Source organism: Acinetobacter tibetensis (genome assembly GCF_023824315.1).
GTDB lineage: Bacteria > Pseudomonadota > Gammaproteobacteria > Pseudomonadales > Moraxellaceae > Acinetobacter > Acinetobacter tibetensis.
In genome coordinates, this window is record NZ_CP098732.1 from 261,703 (window position 1) to 280,425 (window position 18,723).

Sequence of the window (18,723 nt, forward strand, 5' to 3'; positions counted from 1 at the left end):
AGTAAGTTTTAATAGGAGCTAATGGCAAACTAATTGGTGGTCAGTATAGCCGTTTACAGATACGGATTGTTAATGAGTTATTGTATCCGTATAAAATTATAGACCGCAGCCAGTTAGTTAGTTACTTCTATTGGGGATAAAAAAATAATAGGAATAGTATTGTGCTCAGGTTATATCGTAAGCCAAATAAGGGGTTAATAGGGGTAGATATTAGTTCCACTTCTGTTAAGTTATTAGAGTTGTCTGTAAAAAACGGTCGCTATTGGGTAGAAAGCTATGCTTTGGTCCCATTACCAGAAGGTAGCGTTGTTGAAAAGAACATTTTGAATCCTGAAGCTATTGGGGAGGCTTTGGAGCGCGCTTTAAATTTAGCAAATGTTCAATCGCATGCAGCAGCAATTGCCATTCCAACGTCTATGGTGATCAGCAAAATCATCGAGATGGATGCGGATATGACGGATGATGAACGTGAAGTTCAAATCCGTATGGATGCTGAACAATATATTCCGTTCCCTTTAGATGAAGTCAGCCTTGATTTTGAAGTTTTGTCTGATCGTTTAGCTAATCCAAATCGGGTCAATGTGCTTTTGGTGGCAACACGTCTCGAAAACGTTGAAGCGCGTTCAGAAGTACTGGAACTGGCTGGAATTACGCCTAAAATTGCGGATGTAGAAAGCTTCGCAATGGAAAATGTCTATAAAGTATTCTCTGATACCATGCCGATGGGGGTAAATACCGTCGGTATTTTAGATATTGGGCATACCATGACCACGCTATCGGTTATGCAGAATGACAAAATTATCTATACCCGCGAGCAGGTTTTTGGTGGGAAGCAACTGACCCAAGAAATCCAGAATCGTTATGGACTGTCATTTGAAGAAGCGGGACGTGCGAAGAAAAGCCGTACTTTGCCCGATGATTATGACGTAGAAGTCTTAGAGCCATTTCTTGAAGCTGTGGTACAACAGGCTGCCCGTTCTTTGCAGTTCTTCTTCTCATCTTCGCAGTTTAATGAAATTGATCATATTTTATTGGCGGGCGGAAATGCCAATATTCCAGGTTTGGCCAAGTTATTGCAACAAAAACTCGGATACCGCGTCACGATTGCGAACCCATTTTTGCAAATGGGTTTTTCGCCAAAAATTGATATTAAAAAAATTGAAAATGATGCTTCCTCTCTCTTGGTGGCGTGTGGTCTAGCATTGAGGAGTTTTGATTAATGGCAAAAATTAACCTGCTCCCTTGGCGTGATGAGCTGAGAGAGAGACGAAAAAAAGAATTTATTGCGATTTGTATTGGGGCTGCTTTAATTGGAGTGTTATTGGTTGTAGGGGCATGGTTCTATTACAACTATAAGCTTGAAGACCAAGAACAAGCAAATCAGCTTATTATCAGTACCAATCAAAACTTGGATGTGCAGCTAAAATCTTTAGAAGGTTTGCAAGAGCAGCGTAATGCGATTGTAGAACGTATGAAGTTGATTCAAGGGCTGCAAAGTCAACGTCCAATTGCCGTGCGTTTAATTGATGAAATGGCGCGTGTCGTCCCTGCGAATTTATATATTACCAAGTTCAGTCGTGTTGGCGATAAATTTACCATTGAAGGTAAGGCGGAAAGTCCAAATGCAGTGGCTGAATTTTTACGTAATTTAGAGGCTTCGCCTTGGTATCGTAATGCCTTTATGAATTCCTTCTTGGCTGTGGAAGAAGATAAAAATAAAGCGCCGAGTTCGATTGTTCCTCGTGTTGAGGATAGTTATGGCAGCTTTGTGGTGACTGCAGATCTGGATGAGATCGCTATGCCTACGAATGCAGCGAATGAAGCTGCGGGTTCTATGGCGGTAGCGGCAAATGATGCAGCTAGTTCAACAGCGGGGGCAGCACAATGAGTCGTGATGAGTTTGATGATCTAAATCAAGAGGCTGTTGTTAAACCTAAGAAAAAAATGACAGTGGATAAATTTTTTCAACAATTTAACACGTTGGACCCGAATAATTATGGCAGTTGGCCATTATCGGTCAAAATTACCTGTTGGATTTTTATTGTCTTTTTAATTTGTGCTGTTGGCTATTTTGTTGTGATCAAGCCGCAGTTAGATGCAATTTCTGGTGCACATGCACAAGAGCAAAACTTACTGAATGAATTTAGAGAGAAAGATTCAAAGCTACGTAATTTGCAACAATATCAAGCTCAGTTGCAGGAGATGGAAGCGAACTTTAATCAACAACTGGAGCAATTGCCGAAGGAAACTGAAATTCCTGGTCTGGTTGAAGATATTAACGTGACAGGTGTCAACTCTGGACTGAAATTTAAAAATATTCGTTTAGAGCCTGAAGTAAAACAAGAATTTTTTGTTGAGCAGCCGATTAGTATTGAAGCAACAGGTGATTATCATGCCTTTGGTTCTTTTACGAGTGGTATTGCAGCATTACCTCGAATTGTGACCTTACATGATTTTGATATCAGTTCTTCTATTAGTACGGATAAAAAATCTGAAATTCCGCAAGTGACTTATGTCGCGAAGGCACGTACCTATCGCTATATAGGTAATACAGAGAATCAAAATGCGGCAGCAGGTGCGAATGCTACAACTCCTCCTGCTCAAGTTACTCCAGAAGGAGCGAAGTAATGAAATTTGAGAAAATAGCATTTGCTTTGATGTTTGGGCTGGTTTTGGCGGGGTGCGATTCGCGTATTGATGCGGTGAACATGGAAATGGTGAATATTCGTAATCAGCAACCTTTGCCGATTGATCCAGCACCTGTTTTCCCACCTGTACCCACATTCAATTATGCAGCGCATCAATTGAAAAGTCCGTTTATGCCGAGTTCCTTGGCAGCAGAATTAAAAATTATGTCGGGTAAGCGAGTGTATCCGAATTTCTCGCGTCAGTCGCAGCCATTGGAAAGTTATGCTTTAGAATCCTTGAATATGAAGGGGAGTATGCGTAATCAGTCTGGGCAAATTTTGGGGTTAATCCAGACACCTGATGGTGAAATTGAGCGTGTGCAAGTCGGAAATTACATGGGGATGAGTCAAGGGCGAATTGTGAAAATTACGCCTACACAGATTGATCTTGTGGAAATTATTCCCGATGGTCGAGAGGGGTATGTAGAGCGTCCGCGTAGCCTTGTCTTAATTGGACCCGCGCCTTAATTAAAGGAATAAAAATGAAAAACAGTATTCAAGATTTTATATTTGGGGATGGTAATACAATGAATCATATTTTCCGTCAATTCTCTATGGGTGCAGTTGCTATGGCTGTCATGCAAGCTGCCAGTGCGCAAGTTAGCATCACGAATGTTGTACCTATGCAAGTACCTGGACAAGGGACTGAAATTCGTGTGATGTTCAACGGAATACCACCACAACCTCAAGCTTACCAACTTGAACAGCCATCAAGACTTATTTTAGATTTTGATAAGGCAGAACAAACACTAAAGCAAAATAATATTAAGGTTGCGACAAAAGAAGCCAGTTCGGTTGATGTATCCTCAGATGCACAGCGTTCTCGATTGACCGTTAATCTTGCGGATGCAGGCGCTTTTACCACCCGAGTTGAAGGTAATACCTTTATTCTGAAAATAAATGCGACAGATAATAGTTTTGCGACTCCTGTGGCAACATCAGTTAAAGCGTCATCGCAAGGTGTTTCTAATATCGGTTTTCAACGCGGTTCAGAGGGTGAAGGTCAGGTTGTTATTGATTTGCTCGGTAGTAATACGCCAGCAGATGTACAGCAACAAGGTAGTAAAATTGTGGTGCGCATGTTGGGAAATAAAATCCCTACACATCTGACTCGCCGTCTCAATGTCAATGATTTTGCAACGCCTGTGGCGACCATAGATGCTTATAATGATGGCAATAGTGGTGTGATTACTATTCAGTCTTCAGGCAGCTATGAATACATGGCTTACCAAGCTGAGAATAAGTTAACGATCAGCTTAAAGCGTCCTGTGGATAAGAATCCAATGAAGCCGCGTGCGGCAAATAGTTATACGGGCAAGAAAATTTCACTGGATTTCCAAGATATTGAAGTACGCCGCGTATTACAATTATTGGCAGATTTTACTGGCATTAACATGGTGGCTGCCGATACGGTACAAGGCAATATCACCTTGCGCTTAAAAGATGTGCCATGGGATCAAGCGCTTGATATTATTTTAAAAACAAAAAATTTAGACAAGCGTCGTAATGGTAATGTGATTTGGATTGCACCAGTCGCTGAATTGATTAAGTCTGAAGAAGACGAAGCCAAAGCGATAGCGCAGAGTGCAAAATTAGCCCCAATTCAAACTGAATATTTGCGTTTAAGTTATGCAAAAGCTGCGGATGTTTTTAAGCTAATTACTGATTCACGTAAGGAGGCTAGTGGTTCAGGAGGGGGAAATAACCAGAATTCTTTAGCATTAGAAAGTTTATTAAGCACAAGAGGGAGTGTAGTTTCAGATGATCGTACGAATACTTTAATTATTAATGATACAGCGCTAAATATTGATAAAATTAGAAAAATGGTCGATTTATTGGATGTTGAAGTCAAGCAAGTCATGGTCGAGGCGCGAATTGTTCGAGCATCAACTTCGTTCACCAAAGAGATGGGGGTGAAGTGGGGGATTCTTTCACAAGGGGTTAATAGCAATAATGATCTCTTGGTGGGCGGGAGTGATCAAACTTTATGGGATTTAAAAACCCCTGATGATGAGGGGAAATACACCATTCAGCGTCCAGACAACTTAAACGTAGATTTGGGAGTGACCAATCCTGCAGGTCAAATTGCCTTTAGCTTGATTAGTTTGTCTGACTTTATGTTGGATTTAGAACTCTCTGCTTTACAGGCAGATGGCTATGGTGAGGTGATTTCAACACCAAAAGTCTTGACTGGAGATAAGCAAAAGGCCAAGGTGGCTACAGGTCAAGAAGTACCTTATCAAACTACGACCAACTCTGCTTCAGGCTCAACAGCAACAACCTCATTTAAAGAGGCTTTACTCAGTTTGGAAGTCACGCCAAGTATTACCCCAGATGGTAAAGTACAAATGCAGCTTGATATTGCGAAAGACTCGGTTGCGGATGAAGCACCGAATGGTGAGTTGATCTTAAACAAAAACACAATTACGACCAATGTCTTGGTCAACAATGGTGAAACAGTGATTTTAGGTGGTGTGTTTGAGCAGACGACCACGAATTCACAAACCAAGGTACCGTTCTTGGGGGATATTCCTTATATTGGTGCATTATTCAGGAAGGATACCAAGTCGGATGCTAAGCAAGAGCTATTGATTTTTGTGACGCCACGAATTGTTAATGACAGTGTTTCAAGAAATCATTAATATATTTTTAATTTAAACAAAATTAATAGGTGACTCCTTGCCAAGCAAAGAGTTTAGTTCCCTACCAAATATCTATTTGGTAGGGCCAATGGGGGCAGGAAAAACAACAGTCGGACGGCATTTGGCAGAATTGTTGGGTCGTGAATTTCTAGACAGTGATCATGAAATTGAACGAAAAACTGGTGCGACAATTCCGTGGATTTTTGAAAAAGAAGGTGAGACGGGATTTCGTACCCGTGAAACTACAGTGATTGATGAGTTGACTGCTCGACCCGATTTGGTCTTGGCGACTGGTGGTGGTGCAGTGACTCAAGCCCCTAATCGTGATTTTTTAAAGCAACGTGGTATCGTTGTTTATCTCTATACTCCTGTTGAAATTCAGCTTCAGCGTACTTATCGCGATAAAAATCGTCCTCTCCTACAGGTTGAGAACCCAGAGCAAAAATTACGTGATTTACTTGCGATTCGGGATCCTTTATATCGGGATGTGGCTCATTATATTATTGAGACCAATCAAGGTGCTGCACGAGATCTTGCGCATAAAATCTTAACGATGATTACCACACAACCTATTGATTGAATACGAAAGAAGTTGAACCCATGCAAACTTTACATGTAGAACTCGGTGAACGCCGTTACCCTATCTTCATTGGCAGTGATTTAAATCCTCAAGATTTATTGGCACCGTATATTTTCGGGCAGCAAGTCATGATTGTGACCAATACCACCATTCAGCCTTTGTATTTAGAACATTATGTTAAAGCTGTTGAGGCTTTAGGTAAAAAAGTTGCTACCTGTGTTTTGCCTGATGGTGAAAAATATAAAGATATTCAGCATCTGAATCTGATTTTTGATGCCCTTCTTGAAGCTAGCTTTAACCGTGATTGTACGGTATTGGCTTTGGGTGGTGGTGTGATTGGCGATATGGCGGGCTTTGCATCCGCTTGTTTTCAGCGTGGTGTGTATTTTATTCAAGTCCCAACGACGTTGTTGTCACAAGTAGATTCTAGTGTTGGCGGCAAGACGGGGATTAATCATCCACTAGGTAAAAACATGATTGGGGCCTTCCAGCAACCGCAAGTGGTAATGGCAGATATGGCACAATTAAAAAGTCTGCCTGATCGTGAACTCTCTGCAGGTTTGGCTGAAGTCATCAAGTATGCCTTATTGGGCGATGAAAGCTTTTTGCTATGGTTAGAAGCGAATATGGATGGCTTGGTCGCAAGAGATCCTGATTTGCTGGCTGAAGCGGTCTATCGTTCATGTGCACATAAAGCACGTATAGTGGCAAATGATGAAAAAGAACAAGGCGAGCGTGCCTTGTTGAATTTGGGCCATACTTTTGGTCATGCAATAGAGTCTTATTTGGGCTATGGCGTATGGTTACATGGTGAAGCTGTTGCGACGGGTATGGTGATGGCTGCAGATTTATCACAACGCATGGGGTGGATTTCGGTAGCAGACTTGGAACGTACAAAAAAAATCATACAGCGCGCTGGTTTGCCGATAGTATGTCCCGAAATTCCATTGCAAGATTTCTTGGGCTATATGGCGCATGATAAGAAAGTATTAAATGGTCAGCTTAGATTGGTGCTACTAAAACAGTTGGGTCAAGCAATCATTACCAAAGAGTTTGATGTTGAGCTGATGCAGCAGGCGATTATTGCCAATCAAACAATATAAAGGTGAAATTATGACAGCACTCCACAAATATTGGCAAAATACACAACGTTATATTTGGCTTGTGGGTGGAGTGCTGTGTCTTTTCGTAGCATTGATATTTTGGGCGGGATCAGACAGTAGTGAAGAGTTGGTCGAAGTGAATAAAGCCATGGAGTCTGATGCTGAGTTGCAAATTCAACCTGCACGTGTCACGGCGACAACCAATTTAGGCACCTTACAAGAAGAAGTTCGCCCTATTGCACTGACCACCAGAGTTGTTGCGACGGGAAATCATGCGAATGAATTCCGAGGAAGTAAATTTATTGAGGAACAGAAAAATAAATCAACGCTAGAACTGTTTAGTGTTACTGAAGAAGACATTATTAAAAGCTTTTTGAATAAACAAAGTAGTCGACAACATTATTTTTATCTCCGTTTGGCTGGAGATCAACAACAAGAGCGATATGTTTTATTTTATGGCTTATATTCGAATGAAAGAGAAGCAAACCAAGCACGAGAGCAGCTTGATTTAAAATTACCAGCATCCGTCCATCCTATAGTAAGAGCTTTGGAAGATTATCAGGCGCAAGTGAATGATATGGGGATGGAAGAGTTGCAGGGTTCCACGCCAGTGTATGAAGTTAAATTAAATCCTGTGGCTTTGCCAAAACCAGACGCAGCTATGCTGAATTTAAACAAACCGAAAACTGTGGATACAACAGTGAATAGCTCAGATATGGGCAATGCATCTACCAACACGACAGTAACCCGTAGAGATGCTGAAGGCAATGTGATTGATGTGCAAAAATCTCAATCGCATGCTGAAACTGGCACAAAAACAACTCCTTCGCCAGCCAATTCAAATTCGCCTGTGCGCCAAGAAATTGCAGATCCATTTAATTAATCGTTCTAAAATAGAGCACATTGTGCTATACCAATGATTAAATGCGCAAAAATGGTGCAACTAAGATGGGTCTTCAAATGCTCTGATTCAGGTCGAACACTTGATATTTCTGTATTTAAAAGAATTTAATCTAATAACACTAAGTTGGCATATTTTTTGCTTAAATGGTGCATGATTTGAGTTGATGTCACTATTTTGGCGCGAAAAGATTCAAAGAGTGTGCGAAAACATCAAGATTGCTTGCTTTAAAAGAGTGCGCAAAAGTCGCAATAGTTTCTTGCATTTCGGTCATGTACAAAAGATAAATTCAGTCTATCTTTGACATGAGAGTGCAAGATCATTGCATTAAATTGATCTTAGTGTGAGAAAGTTAGACTAAGTCGCAAAGAAGTTAGATAGTCAGCGCCCGATTCAGGGCCAAGTAGAAAGAAGGGTACGCTATGCACATGCCATCGCCTAATACTGTAGCTCCCGCTCAAGGTTTATACCAACCGGATGAGTTTAAAGATAACTGTGGTTTCGGCCTTATTGCACATATGCAAGGGAACGAAAGTCATGATCTGGTCAAGACCGCTATTCATAGCTTGAGCTGTATGACCCACCGTGGTGGTATTGCCGCCGATGGTAAGACCGGAGATGGGTGTGGTTTATTATTGGCGATGCCGAAACAGTTCTTCCGTGAAGAAGCGAAAAAACTGAGCGATACTACTCTCAGTGAAATTTTTGCAGTGGGTACGATTTTTCTTAACTTGGATCCTGCAATCGCTGCACATTCAAAACAAATTCTAAGTAAAGAAATTGAAGAAGAAGGCTTACGTGTTTTGGCTTGGCGAGTAGTGCCAACCAACAATGCGGCACTGGGTGAAATTGCGATGCAATCTTTACCAGCCTTTGAACAAATTATTGTGAACTGCCCTATGGGAGTTACTGAGGTTGAATTTAACCGTAAGTTATTCTTGGCACGTCGTCGTGCAGAGCAGCAACTTAGCAATGATCCATCATTCTATGTAACAACATTGTGTTCAACAGTCATCAGCTATAAAGGCTTAATGATGCCTGCTGCAATTGCAGACTTCTATACAGACCTTGCAGATGAGCGTTTAGCATCACATATCGTGGTGTTCCATCAACGTTTCTCAACCAATACTTTACCGCGTTGGCCTTTGGCCCAACCATTCCGTTACCTTGCACACAATGGTGAGATCAATACCATTACCGCGAACCGTAACTGGGCAATGGCGCGTACTCCGAAGTTTGAAAATCCATTATTACCAGGTTTAACTGAGCTTAAGCCGATTGTGAACCGTACTGGTTCGGACTCTTCAAGCTTAGATAACATGCTTGAGATTCTTGTCGGTGGCGGTATGGATCTGTTCCGTGCACTACGGATGTTGGTTCCACCAGCTTGGCAGAACGTTGAAACTTTAGATGCTGACTTACGTGCATTCTACGAGTTTAACTCGAAGCACATGGAAGCATGGGATGGTCCTGCTGGTCTCGTGATTCAGGATGGTCGTCATGCAATCTGTATGCTAGACCGTAATGGTTTACGTCCAGCGCGTTGGGTGATTACGAAAAATGGTTACATCACTTTAGCCTCTGAAATTGGTGTTTGGGATTATCAGCCTGAAGATGTGATTTCTAAAGGTCGTGTTGGCCCTGGTCAAATTCTTGTGGTAGATACCTTTACTGGTAAATTGCTTGACACCAAAGATGTTAGCAACCACTTGAAAAAAATGCGTCCATACCGTGAATGGTTGCGTGAAAACTCAATTCGTGTTCAGGGTAGCCCAGAACTTGAAGAATATTTATGTGATCAAGGCTTAAAAGGCGATGCCCTAAAAGCAGCACAGAAAATGTTTATGGTGACCTTTGAAGAGCGTGATCAATTGCTTCGTCCAATCGCGGAAAGCGGTCAGGAAGCAGTCGGCTCAATGGGTGATGATACGCCTATGGCAGTCTTGTCACGTCAAGTGCGTCATGTGTCGGATTACTTCCGTCAACAGTTTGCACAGGTGACGAATCCGCCAATTGATCCATTGCGTGAATCGATTGTCATGTCGTTGGAAACTTGCTTGGGTCGTGAGCAAAACGTCTTTGAGCAAAGCCCTGAGCATGCGGATCGCTTGATCATTTCAAGCCCTGTACTTTCAAATTCGAAAATGCATCAAATCCGTACTTTAGGTCGTGCGGGCTATGAAATTGCAGATATCGATTTGAACTACACAGCAAGTGAAGGCTTAGAGGCAGCAATTGCACGTATCTGTGAAGAGTCTGCACAGGCGATTCGTGATGGCAAAACCCTCCTGTTACTTTCCGATAAGAAAATTCGCGAAGGCTATTTACCTGCAAATGCTCTAATGGCAACAGGTGCAGTACATCACCACTTGATTAATGTCGGTTTACGTACCGATGCCAATATCATTGTGGAAACTGGTTTTGCACGTGATCCACATCAATTTGCAGTGATTCTTGGTTTTGGTGCAACTGCGATTTACCCATACTTGGCTTATGACGTGATCAATGATTTGGTTGCCAAAGGTGAGTTATTGGGTGATCCAATTCATGCACAAGCCAACTTCCGTAAAGGGATTGAAAAAGGCTTGTTGAAAGTCCTGTCTAAAATGGGTATTTCAACGGTGGCATCTTACCGCGGTGGTCAGTTGTTTGAGGCGGTAGGTTTATCTGAAGAAGTTGTGGGTAAATGCTTTACAGGTGTACCAAGCCGTATTAAAGGTGCAACTTTTGTTGACCTTGAAAATGATCAGAAAAAATTGGCAGATATTGCGTGGAAATCACGTAAGCCAATCGACCAAGGTGGCTTGCTAAAATTTGTATTCGACAAGGAATACCATGCATTTAACCCTGACGTGATTAATGCTTTACACAAAGCGGTACGTTCAGGCAATTATGCTGACTTTAAAGAATATGCCGAGTTGGTGAATCATCGTCCAATTGCAACCATCCGTGACTTATTTAAGTTAAAAACAGATAACTCGATTGCTTTAGAGCAAGTTGAGTCAGTTGAGTCAATTTTGCCACGTTTTGACTCTGCGGGTATGTCTTTGGGTGCATTGTCTCCTGAAGCGCATGAAGCGATTGCAATTGCTATGAATACGATTGGTGGTCGCTCGAACTCAGGTGAGGGCGGTGAAGATCCTGCACGTTACGGCACGATTCGTAACTCAAAAATCAAACAGATTGCATCTGGTCGTTTTGGTGTAACACCAGCCTACTTAACTTCTGCTGAAGTGTTGCAGATTAAAGTCGCGCAAGGTGCAAAACCAGGAGAAGGCGGTCAGTTACCAGGTGGTAAAGTGAATGGCTTAATTGCACGTTTACGTTATTCAGTACCAGGTGTGACATTGATTTCTCCACCGCCACATCATGATATTTATTCGATTGAAGATTTGTCGCAATTGATCTTTGACTTGAAACAAGTCAACCCAAAAGCGATGGTCTCTGTAAAACTGGTGTCTGAGCCAGGCGTAGGGACAATTGCCGCAGGTGTTGCGAAAGCCTATGCCGATTTCATTACCATTTCGGGTTATGACGGTGGTACAGCCGCTTCTCCACTTTCATCGATTCATCATGCAGGTTCGCCATGGGAGTTGGGTTTAAGTGAAGCGCATCAAGCACTTCGTGTGAATGACTTGCGTGGCAAAGTTCGTGTACAAACCGATGGTGGTTTAAAAACAGGTCTTGACGTGGTTAAAGCTGCAATTTTAGGTGCAGAAAGCTTTGGTTTTGGTTCTACGCCAATGATCGCCTTAGGTTGTAAATACCTGCGTATTTGTCACTTGAACAACTGTGCGACTGGTGTTGCAACGCAGCAAGATCATCTTCGTCAGGAACACTATATTGGTGAACCTGAAATGTTGATCAATTTCTTCCACTTTATTGCAGAAGAAACACGTGAATGGTTGGCTGCCTTAGGTGTGGCGAGCTTGAAAGACTTGATTGGCCGTACCGACTTGCTTGAAGTATTGCCAGGTGAAACTGAAAAACATGCTCACCTTGATTTAAGCGCATTGCTTGAATCACATCCTGCGGCTAACGGTAAAGCACAATATTGCCAAGTTGAAGGCAATGCACCTTTCGACAAAGGCTTATTGGCAGAGCAAATGGTGGCAGAAATGTTGCCAGCAATTGAAGCTGGTACTGGCGGTGAATATAGCTTCACGGTCGGTAACTGTGACCGTTCAATTGGTGCGCGTATCTCTGGTGAAATTGCACGTCGTTATGGCAATTTGGATATGGAAGCGCATCCTGTTGTGATGAATCTGAAAGGTACTGCGGGTCAGTCTTTAGGGGTGTGGAATGCAGGTGGTTTGCATATCAAGCTTGAAGGTGATGCGAACGACTATGTTGGTAAAGGTATGGCGGGTGGTCGCGTTTCGATCTTCCCACCAAAAGGTTCACCGTTCCAAACGCAAGAAACTGCGATTATTGGTAATACTTGTTTATACGGTGCGACAGGCGGTAAGTTATTTGCTGCGGGTACTGCGGGTGAGCGTTTCGCAGTACGTAACTCAGGTGCCTTTGCGGTAATTGAAGGTGCGGGCGACCATTGCTGTGAATATATGACAGGTGGTGTGGTCACTGTACTGGGTAAAGTCGGTCACAACTTCGGTGCAGGTATGACCGGTGGTTTTGCCTACGTGCTTGACTTGGACAATGACTTTGTCGACTACTACAACCATGAGTTAATTGAGTTGAACCGTATCTCAACTGAATCAATGGAAGAACATAAAGAGTTCTTACTGCGTATTCTCGATGAGCATATTGCTGAAACGGGTAGTGCTTGGGCCTATAAGATCCGCAACGAGTTCGATTTTTACAGCCGTAAATTCTGGCTTGTAAAACCAAAAGCTGCTAATTTGCTTACGCTTTTAAAAACGACCAAAGCTGATCCTCAATAATTCCACTACTGCAGATATATAGGCAGGTGCAGCAAATAACCATGACTGCACCTACCCACGGAGAGAGACATGGCAGAGCGCCTAAATAATGACTTTCAATTTCTGGATGTTGCGCGCCAAGATCCAGAGAAAAAAGATATTACTGTCCGCAAAGCAGAGTTTGTGGAAATTTATAAACCGTTTACTGCGGAAGTGGCTGCTAATCAGACCCACCGCTGTTTAGGTTGTGGTAACCCGTATTGTGAATGGAAATGTCCAGTCCATAACTACATTCCAAACTGGTTAAAACTGATTGCTGAAGGTCGTATTTTCCAAGCAGCAGAACTTTGCCATCAAACCAATACTTTGCCAGAAGTGTGTGGTCGCGTTTGTCCACAAGACCGTTTATGTGAAGGGGCATGTACCTTAAACGACGGCTTTGGTGCAGTAACCATTGGTAATGCCGAAAAGTATATTAATGATACGGCATTCGCACTAGGCTGGCGTCCAGACATGTCTCATGTGAAATGGACCAACAAAAAAGTTGCGATTATTGGTGCGGGGCCTGCGGGTTTAGGTTGTGCTGATATTTTGGTACGCAGTGGGGTTAAGCCAGTGGTATTTGATAAGCGTCCTGAAATTGGTGGCTTATTAACCTTTGGTATTCCAGAATTTAAAATGGAAAAAGACGTGATGAAACGTCGTCGTGAAATTTTCACGGGGATGGGCGTTGAATTCCGTTTAAATACTGAAATTGGTACCGATGTGACCATTGAACAATTGCTTGCAGACTATGATGCGGTGTTCATGGGCATGGGAACTTATACCTATATGAAAGGTGGTTTCCCGGGTGAAGATCTCGATGGCGTTTACGATGCTTTAGATTTCTTGATTGCCAATGTGAACCGTTGCCAAGGCTGGGAAAAAGATCCAAGCGAATACATCAATGTTGATGGCAAGAAGGTTATTGTACTCGGTGGCGGTGATACAGCAATGGACTGTAACCGTACTTCATTACGCCAAGGCGCGCATGATGTGACCTGCGCGTATCGTCGTGACGAAAGCAACATGCCGGGTTCTGCACGTGAAGTAAAAAATGCCTATGAAGAAGGGGTGAAGTTCCTCTTTAACCGTCAGCCAATTGAGGTTGTCGGTGAAAATGGCAAAGTTACTGGCGTTAAATTCGTAACCACACAAATGGGTCAACCTGATAGTCGTGGTCGTCGTAGCCCTGAGCCAGTACCGGGTTCTGAAGAAATTTTACCTGCAGATGCAGTATTACTTGCCTTTGGTTTCCGTCCGAGTCCAGCAGACTGGTTCGCGGGTGCCAATATTGGTTTAGATGGCTCGGGTCGTGTGCTTGCAGCAGAGAAACAGGAATATAAATTCCAAACGTCGAATCCAAAAATCTTTGCGGGTGGCGACATGGTGCGTGGTTCTGACTTGGTTGTGACCGCAATCTGGGAAGGTCGTCAAGCTGCAGAAGGTATTTTGGATTATCTTGATGTGTAAGATGGATTTTCATCGTTCAACATTCTAGATTTATAAAAAACCCACTTCGGTGGGTTTTTTAATGGTTTATAGATTGCTTACCAATGGTCGGGTTGACTCTTTTGGTTAATCGGCTAAGCATTTTTGCCATTTAGTGAAGGACATGACCTTTAGATACTGGGTATCTGTACTTTGCTAATGTTGAGAAGTCATCATGCTGAAACAGACGACAGAAGAATCATATTTAAATCGTCCTAAAGCGCATGGAATTACTGTTCGGAAATTGCAGTTTAACCCCAAAGCCATTCGTCGCCATTATTTTGCCAACTCACCCGTCATGTCACATTTACTGACCGCGTTATCTTCCACCTTTCCAATAGGCGAGCAATTTTTTGTACATAGCGTGCGTAATGTAAGGGATCAGGTAACGGATGCACAGTTGCAAGCCCAAATTGCTGCATTTATTGGACAGGAAGCCATGCATTCCAAAGCACACATGGAGTTTAATCAGGCGTGGCGACGTGAAGACTATAATTTAGATCGTTTTCAAGATTGGTTGGCACGCAAAGACCATCATGTCAAAAACTTGCATCCTAAAATCCAGTTGGCAATTACCTGTGCCTTTGAACATTTTACGGCTTTATTGGGCGGCTATATTTTACGTCATCCTGAAGTGCTCAGTACTTTGGAGGAGGATGCGCAAAAATTATGGGTATGGCATGCCATAGAAGAAATCGAACATCGAGCTGTGGCGTTTGATGTTTATCAGCATGTCTATGGGGATGATGCAATCCGTCGCATGATTATGCGCAGTGTCACTACAGGTTTTGCCAGTTTAACTTTTTATTCGGCTAGTCGTTTGTTTTGGCAAGATCGTAAAAAAAGTGTATTGAAGGTACGAGGGAATATTTTTGGCGGCTATTTGTTGCTGAAAATGATGATTCAATTGGCACCTGAATATTTAAGCTATTACCAAAAGGAGTTTCATCCTGCGGCACACGACTACAGTCAAATTGTGAATTACTGGAAACAACGCTTGGCGGAGGATTATCAGATGCAAGAATTCGGGGTAGAAGCAGTATCTACATCATCATCAAAGACCAAAGTTGGGAATTTTTCCGTCTTTTGATACTGATTGACGATTAAATAAATCAAACACAACGGAAATCAATTCGGTCTACAATATTTGCATTCAATAAGAAATGACATGCCAAAAAAAGATGAGGATTGAACGATGCCGTGGATTAAAAATAGTGCGTTGATTGTATTGTTGAGTGGCAGTTTGATGTTGACAGGCTGTGGCTATAACACGTTACAAGTCAAAGATGAAGCCGTGACCGCATCTTGGTCAGAAGTACAAAACCAGTATCAACGTCGTGCGGACTTGGTGCCGAATTTGGTTAATGTGGTAAAAGGCTATGCCAAACACGAAGAGCAAGTCCTTACAGAAGTCACACAAGCCAGAGCCAATGTGGCGGGTTTAAAAGTCGATAAAGAAGTGCTAGAAGATCCTGCACTTTTTCAAAAGTATCAAGAAGCACAAGGTCAGTTGACGGGTGCATTATCACGTTTAATTGCGGTGTCTGAAAATTACCCAGATTTAAAAGCCAATGAGCAATTCCGTGATTTGCAAGTGCAACTGGAAGGCACGGAAAACCGAATTGCTGTGGCACGCAATCGCTATATTACTACGGTGCAAGATTACAATGCCTATGTACGGCAATTCCCGCAGGTGATGACCGCAAAAGTCATTGGGATGCACACCAAGCCAAACTTTAGTGCAGAACAAAGCGCCCAAACTGCACCTAAAGTCTCCTTTGATTAAGTATTTAACTTAACTGGAATCAGTGAATGTATCGCTTAAAGTACCCCATCCAACAGGCGACACGGTTCCTGTTCGGTGCTTTGCTGTCTTTAATTTTCTGTTCAATTTGCTGGGCTGAGACATCTCCGACTATCGATAATTCAGAAGATGCTGTGGTGATTGGTCAGGTTATTCAGCAGGCGAAAAAAGGCGCTCAATCTTTAGCCCCTGAACAACAGGCAGCATCCTCAGCACAAGTTGCAAATGATTTGGCTGATGGGAACATCCGCCAATTGCCAAGTCTAAATACGCCTGTGATTGATCAAGCCAATATTTTGTCTGATTCAGATAAACAGGCCTTGAACCAACATATTTTAAAATTGTATGAGCAAGGTAAGGCGCAAATTGGTGTGGTGATTGTGTCGACTACAGGGCAGGAAGCCATTTTTGATTATGCCATGCGAGTGGCTGAACAATGGCAGTTGGGAACGGCTAAGCGTGATAATGGCTTACTCATGGTTATTGCGATCAATGATCGTAAAATTCAGATCTTAACGGGTTACGGTTTAGAAGGGGTGCTGCCCGATATCGTGGCTGGGCGCATTATTCGTAACGAGATCACCCCTTATTTTAAAAAAGCTGAATATGCACAAGGCATTCAATCGGGACTCAATGAAATTGAGCGAATCTTAAATTTAGACCCTGAAATTGCACAACAAGCAGCACAAGAATTACAAGAGCAACAAGCTCAGGCATTACATGAACAAAAAGCACGATCACAATTTTGGACCTCTGCCTTAATTATTATTGTGGTTGGCGCCTTTGCATCGATGATGGTTGGTAAACGCCTCAGTGCAGCGACTGCGGGTGTGGCAGGTGTGGTTGCAGGCTTGGTCAGTGGTGTAGGTGTATTGACCAGTCTATTGGTAGGTGCAGGTATTTTCTTACTGCTCGTTACCTCTTTGGCGCAGTTGATCTTGCAAATACTGGCTTCAGGCTCTGGGCGGGGTTCAGGTGGAGGCGGCTTTGGTGGAGGGGGCGGCTATCGAGGCGGTGGCGGCGGTTTTGGTGGAGGAGGTGCTTCAGGCTCATGGTAACAAAAACAGATTCAACTCAAATAGTCACAACACCGAATGTGCAAGAGTATGTTCAACCCAGTTTTAAACGTTGGTTAAAGCATTGTTTTTATTTTTCAAATACGCGACGCTATTTTAAATCTGTTGATTTGCAGCAAATCGCAGCGGCTGTACAGGATGCAGAACAAGGGCATGTCGGTGAGATTCAAGTAGTAATTGAAGGGCATTTACCATGTTTACAAGCCTATCGGCAAAATACACGAAAACGTGCAGAGCAGTTGTTTGCAGAATTGGGTGTGTGGGATACCGAACACAATAGTGGAGTATTATTTTACTTAAATTTATGTGAGCGAAAGGTGGAGTTGGTTTTTGATCGTGGATTGCAGCAAATGACGGAGCAAGAAGTATGGAATTCAATTTGTCAGAACTTGGTGCAGCAATTTGGCCAACATCAGTATAATGAGGCGGTCATACACGCAATTTCTAGTATCGGCAAATTATTGCAAAAATTTTATGCTGAAAAAGAAATTGAGCAAATTAATGAATTACCCAATGAGCCAATTATTCTAGATTAAGCATGAGAACAAAAGCATGAATATGATCATTATTAAATCATGAACTGTCAATTTTTGTCACTTATGTGTGTATTTTGTCAAGTTTGGAAGAATAATGAGTGAAATATATTTAAAAAAAACATGGCTAAGGTGCTGTTTTTTTGTTGGATTTAACTATAATAAATCTTGGCACATTATGTGCTCATTATAAACAAAGCATACAAAAGCGCTTCTTGCTTTACAAAGCTTAAAAAAAACTAAACAAAACATTTGTGGAGAATGTTATGAACGCTCAAAAGGGTTTCACTCTTATTGAATTAATGATCGTTGTTGCGATTATCGGTATTTTGGCTGCAATTGCACTTCCTGCATACCAAGACTACACGATTCGTACCCGTATTACTGAAGGTTTAACTGTTGCTGGCGATATTCAAAAACAAATCGCTAGTGCACCAACATTAGTAGACTTAAAAGTTGCAGTAGATACTTGGAATGCTCAAGCACTTGGTGATGGTGCCAAATCTAAATATGTAAACTCAGTGCAAGCTTTGCCTGATACTGGTGTAATTACTGTTACATATAATGATGCAACAGTAGGTGTTGCAGCTGCAGAAAATACTCTGGTTTTAAGCCCATATGTACAAACTGGTGCTGCTGCTGTACCTACTTTAGCTGCGGCTTTAGCTGCAGGTCAAACAGGTAATGTGGATTGGGCTTGTGTTTCAAAAACTGATGCAACTGCTGATGCACAAGGTTTGAAAGGTGCTACCAAAGGCACATTGCAAGCTAAATACGCGCCATCTCAATGCCGTTAAGATTTAGTTGAGTTTAAAAACAGCCTTCGGGCTGTTTTTTTATTTTAAGGAGTCTATTTTGAATTAAAATGTAAATAAGTGACAAATATTATTTTTTCTCTTGAGGGTGTTTTTTTAAGATATTGATATATATTGTTTTTTATTTTGGTATGGTTCTTGATAGGAATTAACTAAGAATAACAGGTGA

At 42.2% G+C, this 18,723-nt stretch carries 15 protein-coding genes; all 15 read left to right on the top strand.

Going from position 1 to position 18,723, the window contains the following annotated elements; translation table 11 throughout:
* Positions 1-161 precede the first annotated feature (161 nt).
* The 15 genes from M5E07_RS01205 to M5E07_RS01275 all read left to right on the top strand — a co-directional run bounded on the left by M5E07_RS01205 (position 162) and on the right by M5E07_RS01275 (position 18,536).
* Positions 162-1,220 (top strand): pilus assembly protein PilM, encoded by a 1,059-nt coding sequence (locus M5E07_RS01205; RefSeq protein WP_116760958.1) that lies wholly within the window; start codon positions 162-164, stop codon positions 1,218-1,220.
* On the top strand, positions 1,220-1,888 hold the full coding sequence (locus M5E07_RS01210; RefSeq protein ID WP_252221215.1) for a PilN domain-containing protein: 669 nt from the start codon (positions 1,220-1,222) through the stop codon (positions 1,886-1,888). Before M5E07_RS01205 ends, M5E07_RS01210 begins: the two co-directional genes overlap by 1 nt.
* Positions 1,885-2,628 carry a type IV pilus inner membrane component PilO gene (locus tag M5E07_RS01215; RefSeq protein WP_252221217.1) on the top strand — a complete coding sequence of 248 codons (744 nt, stop codon included), beginning with the start codon at positions 1,885-1,887 and terminating at the stop codon, positions 2,626-2,628. The genes M5E07_RS01210 and M5E07_RS01215 overlap by 4 nt, the downstream gene beginning before the upstream one ends.
* Positions 2,628-3,155 carry a pilus assembly protein PilP gene (locus M5E07_RS01220; protein WP_116760964.1) on the top strand — a complete coding sequence of 176 codons (528 nt, stop codon included), beginning with the start codon at positions 2,628-2,630 and terminating at the stop codon, positions 3,153-3,155. The genes M5E07_RS01215 and M5E07_RS01220 overlap by 1 nt, the downstream gene beginning before the upstream one ends.
* A 59-nt stretch (positions 3,156-3,214) precedes the next feature.
* On the top strand, positions 3,215-5,329 hold the full coding sequence (locus M5E07_RS01225) for a type IV pilus secretin PilQ (protein WP_252223640.1): 2,115 nt from the start codon (positions 3,215-3,217) through the stop codon (positions 5,327-5,329).
* A gap of 37 nt (positions 5,330-5,366) precedes the next feature.
* Positions 5,367-5,909, top strand: a complete 543-nt coding sequence (gene aroK, locus M5E07_RS01230) for a shikimate kinase AroK (RefSeq protein ID WP_116760968.1) — start codon at positions 5,367-5,369, stop codon at positions 5,907-5,909.
* A 20-nt stretch (positions 5,910-5,929) separates the two neighbouring features.
* Positions 5,930-7,012: a 3-dehydroquinate synthase gene (aroB, locus tag M5E07_RS01235; protein ID WP_252221219.1), complete on the top strand. Its 1,083-nt coding sequence runs from the start codon at positions 5,930-5,932 to the stop codon at positions 7,010-7,012.
* Between the two features lie 10 nt (positions 7,013-7,022).
* On the top strand, positions 7,023-7,895 hold the full coding sequence (locus M5E07_RS01240) for a hypothetical protein (RefSeq protein WP_252221221.1): 873 nt from the start codon (positions 7,023-7,025) through the stop codon (positions 7,893-7,895).
* A 446-nt stretch (positions 7,896-8,341) separates the two neighbouring features.
* Positions 8,342-12,817 (top strand): glutamate synthase large subunit, encoded by a 4,476-nt coding sequence (gene gltB / locus M5E07_RS01245; protein WP_116761112.1) that lies wholly within the window; start codon positions 8,342-8,344, stop codon positions 12,815-12,817.
* 69 nt (positions 12,818-12,886) lie between these two features.
* Positions 12,887-14,308 (top strand): FAD-dependent oxidoreductase, encoded by a 1,422-nt coding sequence (locus M5E07_RS01250; RefSeq protein WP_116760972.1) that lies wholly within the window; start codon positions 12,887-12,889, stop codon positions 14,306-14,308.
* Positions 14,309-14,501: 193 nt separating this feature from the next.
* Entirely contained in the window at positions 14,502-15,416 is a 915-nt protein-coding gene (locus M5E07_RS01255; protein ID WP_252221224.1) for a metal-dependent hydrolase, read from the top strand.
* A 105-nt stretch (positions 15,417-15,521) separates the two neighbouring features.
* A complete protein-coding gene (locus M5E07_RS01260; RefSeq protein ID WP_252221226.1) occupies positions 15,522-16,112 on the top strand; it encodes a LemA family protein in 591 nt (196 codons plus the stop codon).
* A 26-nt stretch (positions 16,113-16,138) separates the two neighbouring features.
* The gene (locus M5E07_RS01265; RefSeq protein WP_252221234.1) at positions 16,139-17,188 is read left to right on the top strand and encodes a TPM domain-containing protein; all 1,050 of its coding nucleotides are present in this window, start codon (positions 16,139-16,141) and stop codon (positions 17,186-17,188) included.
* Positions 17,182-17,742: a TPM domain-containing protein gene (locus M5E07_RS01270; RefSeq protein ID WP_252221243.1), complete on the top strand. Its 561-nt coding sequence runs from the start codon at positions 17,182-17,184 to the stop codon at positions 17,740-17,742. The genes M5E07_RS01265 and M5E07_RS01270 overlap by 7 nt, the downstream gene beginning before the upstream one ends.
* Before the next feature lie 263 nt (positions 17,743-18,005).
* Positions 18,006-18,536, top strand: a complete 531-nt coding sequence (locus tag M5E07_RS01275) for a pilin (RefSeq protein WP_252221245.1) — start codon at positions 18,006-18,008, stop codon at positions 18,534-18,536.
* Positions 18,537-18,723 lie beyond the last annotated feature (187 nt).

What these genes read in the sequence shown, in the direction of transcription:
- M5E07_RS01215 (WP_252221217.1), top strand. Translation starts at nt 1,885, where the DNA reads ATGAGTCGTGATGAGTTTGATGATCTAAATCAAGAGGCTGTTGTTAAA.
- M5E07_RS01220 (WP_116760964.1), top strand. Translation starts at nt 2,628, where the DNA reads ATGAAATTTGAGAAAATAGCATTTGCTTTGATGTTTGGGCTGGTTTTG.
- M5E07_RS01265 (WP_252221234.1), top strand. Translation starts at nt 16,139, where the DNA reads ATGTATCGCTTAAAGTACCCCATCCAACAGGCGACACGGTTCCTGTTC.
- M5E07_RS01270 (WP_252221243.1), top strand. Translation starts at nt 17,182, where the DNA reads ATGGTAACAAAAACAGATTCAACTCAAATAGTCACAACACCGAATGTG.
- M5E07_RS01240 (WP_252221221.1), top strand. Translation starts at nt 7,023, where the DNA reads ATGACAGCACTCCACAAATATTGGCAAAATACACAACGTTATATTTGG.
- M5E07_RS01275 (WP_252221245.1), top strand. Translation starts at nt 18,006, where the DNA reads ATGAACGCTCAAAAGGGTTTCACTCTTATTGAATTAATGATCGTTGTT.
- M5E07_RS01255 (WP_252221224.1), top strand. Translation starts at nt 14,502, where the DNA reads ATGCTGAAACAGACGACAGAAGAATCATATTTAAATCGTCCTAAAGCG.
- M5E07_RS01210 (WP_252221215.1), top strand. Translation starts at nt 1,220, where the DNA reads ATGGCAAAAATTAACCTGCTCCCTTGGCGTGATGAGCTGAGAGAGAGA.
- gltB (WP_116761112.1), top strand. Translation starts at nt 8,342, where the DNA reads ATGCCATCGCCTAATACTGTAGCTCCCGCTCAAGGTTTATACCAACCG.
- M5E07_RS01250 (WP_116760972.1), top strand. Translation starts at nt 12,887, where the DNA reads ATGGCAGAGCGCCTAAATAATGACTTTCAATTTCTGGATGTTGCGCGC.
- aroB (WP_252221219.1), top strand. Translation starts at nt 5,930, where the DNA reads ATGCAAACTTTACATGTAGAACTCGGTGAACGCCGTTACCCTATCTTC.
- M5E07_RS01260 (WP_252221226.1), top strand. Translation starts at nt 15,522, where the DNA reads ATGCCGTGGATTAAAAATAGTGCGTTGATTGTATTGTTGAGTGGCAGT.
- M5E07_RS01225 (WP_252223640.1), top strand. Translation starts at nt 3,215, where the DNA reads ATGAATCATATTTTCCGTCAATTCTCTATGGGTGCAGTTGCTATGGCT.